Below are 2130 nucleotides of genomic sequence, written 5' to 3' on the forward strand. Positions count from 1 at the left end.
CCACAGCGCGAGGAGCTGGCCGAGGTGGATGTGGACTGGCTGATCGCCGAGCGCCCCGGCAAGGTAAGAACCTTGAAACAGCATCCACGCAAGAACAAAACGGCCATCAACATCGAATACATGAAAGCCAGCATCCGGGCCAAGGTCAGGGCGGGAGCACACTTTGTTGATATTTTAACCAAAGAATAACTGAGCCCGATAGTCGTCATTCCAGCCGGCTCTTTTTAGCTTGTTTCTCTGACTTCGAGCACCACAATTGCTCTGTTTTACGATATTCAATACGAACCGCCGGAATAGCGCCATATTCTCGACCGCATCCTCCATCGCTATCCTGGAAGCATCCTCGTTGAACACCACATCAAGAATGTAATGCTGGCTGTTCTCTATCCGCCAGTGCTGCCGTATATAGTGCCCTAAATAACTGATCCCAATAGTGCTACACCTTCGCTGTGCCATAGCCATTCCCCGGGAAAGGAGACACGGTATCCATGAAGTGTTTCACTCGGGCCAGCAGGTTTGCCATCCCTCTGCATTGATGATTGCGCGTGATGGTTTCATGTAACTTGTGCCATAGCCGTTCTATGTGATTAACCCAAGGGCTGTAAACTGGCTGGAACACCAGGCAGAACTTGGGATTCTTCTTCAACCATCGCTCGGTCTGTTTGCTTTTGTGAATGATGTAGTTATCGAGGATCAACGTGATGGTTTTGGCTCGTCGGTAGTGGTGGCGCAGCTTTTCCAGCATGGCAATAAACAGCGATGAGTTTTTCTTGATCCCGCTGACGTGGTAATCCCCCCATTTTTTGGAGCACTCAAAAGTAGAGGTCATGCGGCCTGTGCCAAGCGCTGTTTCGGCGTGTAGCCGCCCAGCGCCATATTGGGCCGCTCATGGTTATAAACCCACAGCCAGTTCGTGGCAAATTCCTGTAACTCATTCAGTGACTCAAACAGGTAATGGCCCAACCAGTCGTAACGCACAGTGCGGTTAAATCGCTCTATGTAGGCATTCTGCTGCGGGTTGCCTGGCTGGATATACCTCAGCGCAATCCTCTTCTGCTGCGCCCATTGCTTGAGCTCTTCGCTGATATATTCCGGACCATTATCACAGCGGATTGCGGCTGGTTTGCCCCGCCACTCGATGACCTGCTCCAGCACCCGTTTGACTCGCGAGGCAGGCAAGGAAAAATCCACCTCGATGCACAGTGCTTCGCGATTGAAGTCATCGATCACATTAAACAACCGCACCGAACGACCATCGCTGAGCTGGTCATGCATAAAGTCCATCGACCAACAGTGATTCGGTTGGTCAGGGACTGCCAACGGCTCCGGCTTGGCGCGTACTAGCCGCTTCTTGGGTTTTATCCGCAGATTGAGCTCTAGCGCCCGATAGATCCGGTAGACCCGCTTGTGGTTCCAGCCAAAGCCTTTGACGTTACGCAGGTACAGGAAGCACAGTCCGAAACCCCAGTTGCGCTGGTTGGCGGTGAGGCGCAGTAGCCAGTCGGCAATCTCCTGGTTTTCATCAGCCAGCACGGGCTGATAACGGTAGCAACCCTCGCTCACCTTGAACACCTGGCAAGCCAGACGGATAGAAATGGCGTAATGAGCCACAGCCTTGGTCGCCATCTCCCTGCGGGCAGATGGCGTCACCACTTTTTTGCCATCGCCTCGGAGATGATCTCAGCCTTTAGGCGCTCCTCGGCATACATCTTCTTAAGGCGACGATTTTCCTCTTCCAGCTCTTTGAGGCGCGCCATGAGAGAGGCATCCATGCCACCGAATTTGGAGCGCCACTTGTAGAAGGTGGCGGAGCTGATGCCATGCTCACGGCAGAGCTCAGGGACGGGTGAACCAGACTCGGCCTGCTTGAGGATGGCGATGATCTGTGCATCGCTAAAGCGTGATGTTTTCATGTAGAACCTCCTGCGTTCAAGATACGAGAAAATTCTACTTATGAGCACCTCAGTTTTTCGGGGGGATTACCTGACAACGGCTCCTTTTAGCTCAAGAATGTCCAGCATATCTTTGACGGTTTCGATTTCCCCCTTCTTGTTAGGGGTTGCTTTCTGGCTTAACACCAGCCCATTTTCGGTATCGTAAGCCGTGACCAACTGAAGCGCATCCTTGGCA

Annotated in this window: 1 protein-coding gene and 4 pseudogenes; 1 reads left to right on the top strand and 4 read right to left on the bottom strand. The window is 52.7% G+C overall.

Annotation, left to right across the window (positions count from 1 at the left end):
• Positions 1-147: pseudogene (locus J9889_RS23255) on the top strand (IS5/IS1182 family transposase); the annotation flags it as partial.
• Between the two features lie 27 nt (positions 148-174).
• On the opposite strand, the pseudogene J9889_RS23260 reads toward J9889_RS23255, so the two are convergent.
• The 4 genes and pseudogenes from J9889_RS23260 to J9889_RS23275 form a co-directional block, all read right to left on the bottom strand.
• Positions 175-417 (bottom strand): annotated as a pseudogene (locus tag J9889_RS23260) (ISAs1 family transposase); the annotation flags it as partial.
• 19 nt (positions 418-436) lie between these two features.
• Positions 437-787: pseudogene (locus tag J9889_RS23265) on the bottom strand (IS630 family transposase); the annotation flags it as partial.
• 38 nt (positions 788-825) lie between these two features.
• A protein-coding gene (locus J9889_RS23270; RefSeq protein WP_088821966.1) for an IS3-like element ISAs22 family transposase occupies positions 826-1913 on the bottom strand; the annotation gives its coding sequence in 2 pieces (ribosomal slippage) (positions 826-1661 and positions 1661-1913; 1089 coding nt in all).
• A 72-nt stretch (positions 1914-1985) separates the two neighbouring features.
• Positions 1986-2130: pseudogene (locus tag J9889_RS23275) on the bottom strand (transposase); the annotation flags it as partial.

This window comes from Aeromonas sp. PrichA-15, from assembly GCF_017939245.1.
Lineage (GTDB): Bacteria > Pseudomonadota > Gammaproteobacteria > Enterobacterales > Aeromonadaceae > Aeromonas > Aeromonas caviae.